The sequence below is a fragment of the Stenotrophomonas sp. 2YAF22 genome (genome assembly GCF_052114665.1).
GTDB classification, from domain to species: Bacteria; Pseudomonadota; Gammaproteobacteria; order Xanthomonadales; family Xanthomonadaceae; genus Stenotrophomonas; species Stenotrophomonas indicatrix.
Genome location: NZ_JBFRFE010000283.1, coordinates 1 through 5,291 on the forward strand (window position 1 = coordinate 1; position 5,291 = coordinate 5,291).

The following is a 5,291-nucleotide window of genomic DNA, read 5'->3' on the forward strand; positions in this document are numbered from 1 at the left end:
AGTTGCACCAGTTCCATTCCGGTGCGGTAGCGCTTCACGGTCATCCTTGAGTCTCCTGTCGAATGCTGGTTCAGTCCGCGAACTGCTGCTTGAGCTGCTGCTTGAGCTGCTGCAGGGCGATGGCGCGATGGCTGATGGCGTTCTTCAACGCAGGTTCCATTTCCGCAGCGGTCAGGCCGTGGGTGGTATCCAGGAACACCGGGTTGTAGCCGAAGCCGTTGCTGCCGCGCAGTTCGCGGATGATCTGTCCTTCCCAGCGGCCTTCGCAGATCAGCGGCTGCGGGTCGGTGGCGTGCCGCAGCAGCACGATCACCGCATAGAAGCGGGCGCTGCGCTGGCCATCGGCGATATCGGCCATTGCTTCCAGCAGCTTGGCGTTGTTGGCCGCTGCATTGGTCGGATGGCCCGCATAGCGGGCGCTGTACAGCCCCGGCGCACCACCGAGGGCATCGACGATCAGCCCCGAATCATCGGCCAGYGCCGGCAGGCCGGTCGCTTCGCAGGCGGCGCGCGCCTTCAGCAGCGCGTTCTCAACGAAGGTCAGGCCGGTCTCTTCCACATCGCCCAGGCCCAGTTCGGCGGCCGAAGTGATCTGCAGCGGCAGATCGGCGAGGATTTCCTGCATTTCCACCAGCTTGCCAGCGTTGTGGCTGGCCAGGACAAGCTTCTTCATCAGCGGGGCTCCAACAGGTCCCAGGTATTGCCGTACAGGTCGCGGAACACCGCGACCGTGGCGTAGGGTTCTTCGCGCGGTTCTTCCAGAAACTGGACACCGGCAGCCAGCATCGCCGCGTGGTCGCGGCGGAAGTCATCGGTGTTGAGGAAGAAGCCGACACGACCACCCGTCTGGTTGCCGATACGGCTGCGCTGCTCGTCGTCGCTGGCGCGGGCCAGCAGCAGGGCGGCGGCGCTGCCATCGGTCGGGCCGACCACTACCCAGCGCTTGCTGCCCTGGTCGATGTCGTCCAGCAGCTGGAAGCCGAGCTTGCCGGTGTACCAGGCAATGGCTTCGTCGTAGTCGGCCACCACCAGGGTGGTCAGGGCGATGCGCCGGTTCATGCCGACAGCGCTGCCTGCTGCGCGGCCAGCAGCTCGGTCACGCCCTTCTCGGCCAGGCCCAGCAGCGCATCGAGTTCGTCACGACGGAAGGCATGGCCTTCAGCGGTGCCCTGCAGTTCGATGAAACCGCCGCCGTCGTTCATCACCACGTTCATGTCGGTGTCGCAGTCGCTGTCTTCGGGGTAATCCAGGTCCAGCACCGGGGTGCCGCGGTAGACGCCGACCGACACCGCCGCCACCGCGCCGAGGATCGGGTTGCGCTTGATGTCACCGCGCTTCATCAGCACGTTCACTGCATCGACCAGGGCCACATAGGCGCCGGTGATGGCAGCAGTACGGGTGCCACCGTCGGCCTGAAGCACGTCACAGTCCAGGGTGATGGTGCGTTCGCCCAGTGCGTTGCGGTCCACGCAGGCGCGCAGGCTGCGGCCGATCAGGCGCTGGATCTCCAGCGTGCGGCCGCCCTGCTTGCCGCGTGCGGCCTCGCGGTCGCTGCGGGTGTGGGTAGCGCGCGGCAGCATGCCGTACTCGGCGGTCACCCAGCCTTCGCCCTTGCCACGCAGGAAGCCCGGCACCCGGTTCTCGATGCTGGCCGTGCACAGCACGCGGGTTTCACCGAAGCAGACCAGCACCGAACCTTCGGCGTGGCGGGTGAAACCGCGCTGGATGACGACCGGGCGCAGCTGATCGGGCTGACGGCCACTGGGGCGGAAATCGGACATGGGGCAGGTTCCGTAGGGAAAGGGAGTACGCCACCATCCCCGCGGCCTTCACGGGGCGGGGAAAGGGGCTCAAAAGAGACCGCTAGGGTACCATTCCCCCTTTGCAAGCACCGGATACATCCATGATTCGAAGCATGACGGCCTATGCCGGCGGCGAGCGCTCCACCCCGTGGGGAACGCTGGGCTGCGAGCTGCGCTCGGTCAACCACCGCTTCCTGGAAGTGGGCACGCGCCTGCCCGAGGAACTGCGCGCATTGGAACCGCAGCTGCGCGAACGCATTTCCGCGCGCCTGAGCCGTGGCAAGCTGGATCTGGTGATGCGCCTGCGCGCGCCGGAATCGGCTGCCAGCCTGCAGGTCAACGAGGTGCTGCTGGGCCAGCTGGGCCAGCTGGCGCACCGCCTGACCTCCGATTTCCCCAACCTGCAGGTCAGCTTCACCGACCTGCTGCAGCTGCCGGGTGTCACCCAGGGCGAGGCCACCGATGCGGCAGCCCTGCAGATTGAAGCACTGGCGCTGCTGGACCAGGTGCTGGAGGGCTTCATCGCCGCCCGCGAGCGTGAAGGCAATACGCTGGCCACCGCCGTCGCCGAGCGCGTGGATGCCATCGAGCGCATCGCCGCCGAGGTGCGCACGCTGATTCCGGCCATTCGCGACGGCCAGCGCACCAAGCTCGCCGCCCGCCTGGCCGACCTGCCGCATCCGGTTGATCCGGGCCGCGCCGAGCAGGAACTGGTGATGTGGCTGCAGAAGCTGGACGTGGACGAGGAGCTGGATCGCCTGTCCAGCCATATCGTCGAGATCCGCCGCGTGCTCAAGCAGCGTGAACCGGTCGGCCGCCGCCTGGACTTCCTGCTGCAGGAGTTCAACCGCGAGGCCAACACGCTGGGCTCCAAGTCGGTGGACAGCCGCACGTCCAACGCCGCCGTCGAGCTGAAGGTGCTGATCGACCAGATCCGCGAGCAGGTGCAGAACATCGAATGAGCATTTCCACGCCCCCGGCCGCGATCGCACGCGGCACGCTGTACATCGTTGCCGCGCCCTCCGGCGCCGGCAAGAGCAGCATCGTCAACGCCACCCTGGCGCGCGACCCGCAGATCGCGCTATCGATCTCGTTCACCTCGCGGGCCATGCGCCCGGGTGAAGTGAACGGCCAGCACTACCACTTCGTCAGCGCGGAGAAGTTCGAGGAGATGATCGCTGCCGGCGACTTCTTCGAACACGCCTGGGTGCATGGTGACTGGAAGGGCACCGCCCGCCAGTCGGTGGAGCCGCAGCTGAACGCCGGCCAGGACGTGCTGCTGGAAATCGACTGGCAGGGCGCGCAGCAGGTGCGCCAGCTGGTGCCGGGCACGGTGACGGTGTTCATCCTGCCGCCGTCCAAGCAGGCCCTGCAGGACCGCATGCGCAAGCGTGGCCAGGACAGCGAGGCGGTCATCGCCCAGCGCTTGGGCGCCGCCCGCGATGAAATGCTGCACTTCAACGAATTCGACTACGTCATCGTCAATGAAGTGTTCGACACCGCCGTGGACGAACTGTGCGCGATCTTCACCGCCAGCCGCCTGCGCCGGGACGCCCAGAAGGTCCGGCACGCCGGCCTGATCCAGGCGCTATTGACCCCGGATGCGAGTTCAACTGATTGATTCCTAAAGGGTCCGGTGGGGGTTGGCTTGATTTTGTCCAGCCCCTGCCAGTACACTCCGTCCCCTTTCCCTCATTCGACTGAGCGGCCGACCGGTCGCCGGGAGCCCGTATGGCCCGCATTACCGTAGAAGATTGCCTGGAAGTCGTTAACAACCGTTTCGAGCTGGTGATGATGGCTTCCAAGCGCGCCCGTCAGCTCGCCAATGGCGTGCAGGCCACGCTGGACAACAGCGAGACCGAGGACAAGCCGACCGTGCTGGCACTGCGCGAGATCGCTGCCCGCAAGATCGACAACGCGCTGATCGACGAAGTCGAGAAGGCCGAGCGTGAGCGCGCCGAGCGCGAAGCGCTGGAGTGGGCCGCCGCTGAAGTGGTCGCCGACGAAGACATGTCCAAGAACGACGATTGATCGCATCGATCAACGTCATTGCTGGATACGCCGAACAGCCCGCCCCGTGCGGGCTGTTTCGCATTCAGGGTTTGCCGTAAACGTCGCGCTGGCATAGGCTTTGGCCATGAACCCAGGCCCCACTGCCAAGGTCGCCGCAGTCCCCGCTGCCGCCGTACCCGATTACGTCCTCCAGCTCGAACGCGCCGCCCACTATCTGCCGCCCGAGCAGCTGCCGCTGCTGCGCCGTGCGTGGGAAGTCGGCGCCTCCGCGCACGCTGGGCAGACGCGCAAGTCGGGCGAGCCCTACATCACCCATCCGGTGGCCGTGGCCCAGGTGCTGGCCGAGCTCGGCCTGGACGTGGAAGCGCTGATCGCCGCGATTCTGCACGACACCATCGAAGACACCCCGCTGACCCGCGAGGCCCTGTCCGCCGAGTTCGGCGAAGCCGTGGCCGAACTGGTGGACGGCGTCACCAAGCTGGACAAGCTGAAGTTCCGCGACCGCCAGGAAGCGGCCGCCGAAAGCTTTCGCAAGATGCTGCTGGCGATGTCGCGCGACCTGCGCGTGATCATGATCAAGCTGGCCGACCGCCTGCACAACATGCGCACGCTGGGCGCGCAGAGCCGCGAAGCGCGCGGCCGCATCGCCCGCGAGACGCTTGAGATCTACGCCCCGATCGCGCAGCGGCTGGGCATGAGCCTGGTCAAGAGCGAACTGCAGAACCTCGGCTTCAAGGCGCTGTACCCGTGGCGCCACGCGATCCTGGAAAAGCACATCCGCAGCCAGCCGGTCGTGCGCCGCGAGGCGCTGGCGCAGGTGGAAGTGCAGCTGTCGCAGCGCTTGGCCAAGGAGGGCATCGAGCACCGCCTGGTCAGCCGCATCAAGACCCCGTGGAGCATCTACAACAAGATGCGCGACGAGAACAAATCCTTCGACCAGGTGATGGATGTGTTCGGCTTCCGCCTGGTGGTGCGCGGCGTACCGCAGTGCTACCACTCGCTGGGCGCGGTGCATGCCGCGTTCAAGCCGCTGGATGGGCGCTTCCGCGATTTCATCGCCATTCCCAAGGCCAACGGCTACCAGTCGCTGCACACGGTGCTGTTCGGCCCGTATGGTTCGCCGATCGAGGTGCAGATCCGCACCGAGGAAATGGACCTGATCGCCGAGCGCGGCGTGGCTGCGCACTGGACCTACAAGTTCGGCGGTGATTCGCCCAACAGCGCGCAGAGCCGCGCCCACGCCTGGATCGTCGAACTGATCGATTCGCAGCGGGCCGCCGGTTCGTCGCTGGAGTTCCTCGACAACGTCAAGGTCGACCTGTTCCCGGACGAGGTCTACCTGTTCACCCCCAAGGGCAAGATCCTGGCCCTGCCGCGCAATTCCACCGCGCTCGACTTCGCCTACGCCGTGCATACCGACGTCGGCAACATGGCCGTGGCCTCGCGCGTGGACAAGAAACTGGTGCCGCTGCGTAC

Annotated in this window: 7 protein-coding genes; 4 read left to right on the forward strand and 3 right to left on the reverse strand. The window is 66.4% G+C overall.

Annotated features, from left to right (window positions below):
• Positions 1-70: 70 nt before the first annotated feature.
• The 3 genes from rdgB to rph are packed head-to-tail and all read right to left on the reverse strand — an operon-like array spanning position 71 to position 1,781.
• A complete protein-coding gene (gene rdgB, locus AB4Y84_RS12360) occupies positions 71-673 on the reverse strand; it encodes an RdgB/HAM1 family non-canonical purine NTP pyrophosphatase (RefSeq protein ID WP_312786539.1) in 603 nt (200 codons plus the stop codon).
• Positions 673-1,059 carry a VOC family protein gene (locus AB4Y84_RS12365; protein ID WP_025874209.1) on the reverse strand — a complete coding sequence of 129 codons (387 nt, stop codon included), beginning with the start codon at positions 1,057-1,059 and terminating at the stop codon, positions 673-675. The genes rdgB and AB4Y84_RS12365 overlap by 1 nt, the downstream gene beginning before the upstream one ends.
• On the reverse strand, positions 1,056-1,781 hold the full coding sequence (rph, locus tag AB4Y84_RS12370; protein WP_353099080.1) for a ribonuclease PH: 726 nt from the start codon (positions 1,779-1,781) through the stop codon (positions 1,056-1,058). Before rph ends, AB4Y84_RS12365 begins: the two co-directional genes overlap by 4 nt.
• A 122-nt stretch (positions 1,782-1,903) precedes the next feature.
• Between rph and AB4Y84_RS12375 the strand changes: the two genes are divergently transcribed.
• The 4 genes from AB4Y84_RS12375 to AB4Y84_RS12390 form a co-directional block, all read left to right on the forward strand.
• The gene (locus AB4Y84_RS12375; protein ID WP_442244440.1) at positions 1,904-2,764 is read left to right on the forward strand and encodes a YicC/YloC family endoribonuclease; all 861 of its coding nucleotides are present in this window, start codon (positions 1,904-1,906) and stop codon (positions 2,762-2,764) included.
• Positions 2,761-3,423, forward strand: coding sequence for a guanylate kinase (gmk, locus tag AB4Y84_RS12380; protein ID WP_033831917.1), 663 nt, complete (start codon positions 2,761-2,763; stop codon positions 3,421-3,423). Before AB4Y84_RS12375 ends, gmk begins: the two co-directional genes overlap by 4 nt.
• A 110-nt stretch (positions 3,424-3,533) precedes the next feature.
• On the forward strand, positions 3,534-3,833 hold the full coding sequence (rpoZ, locus tag AB4Y84_RS12385) for a DNA-directed RNA polymerase subunit omega (protein WP_005410877.1): 300 nt from the start codon (positions 3,534-3,536) through the stop codon (positions 3,831-3,833).
• A gap of 106 nt (positions 3,834-3,939) precedes the next feature.
• A partial coding sequence (locus AB4Y84_RS12390; protein WP_442250208.1) for a RelA/SpoT family protein occupies positions 3,940-5,291 on the forward strand: 1,352 nt, incomplete at its 3' end.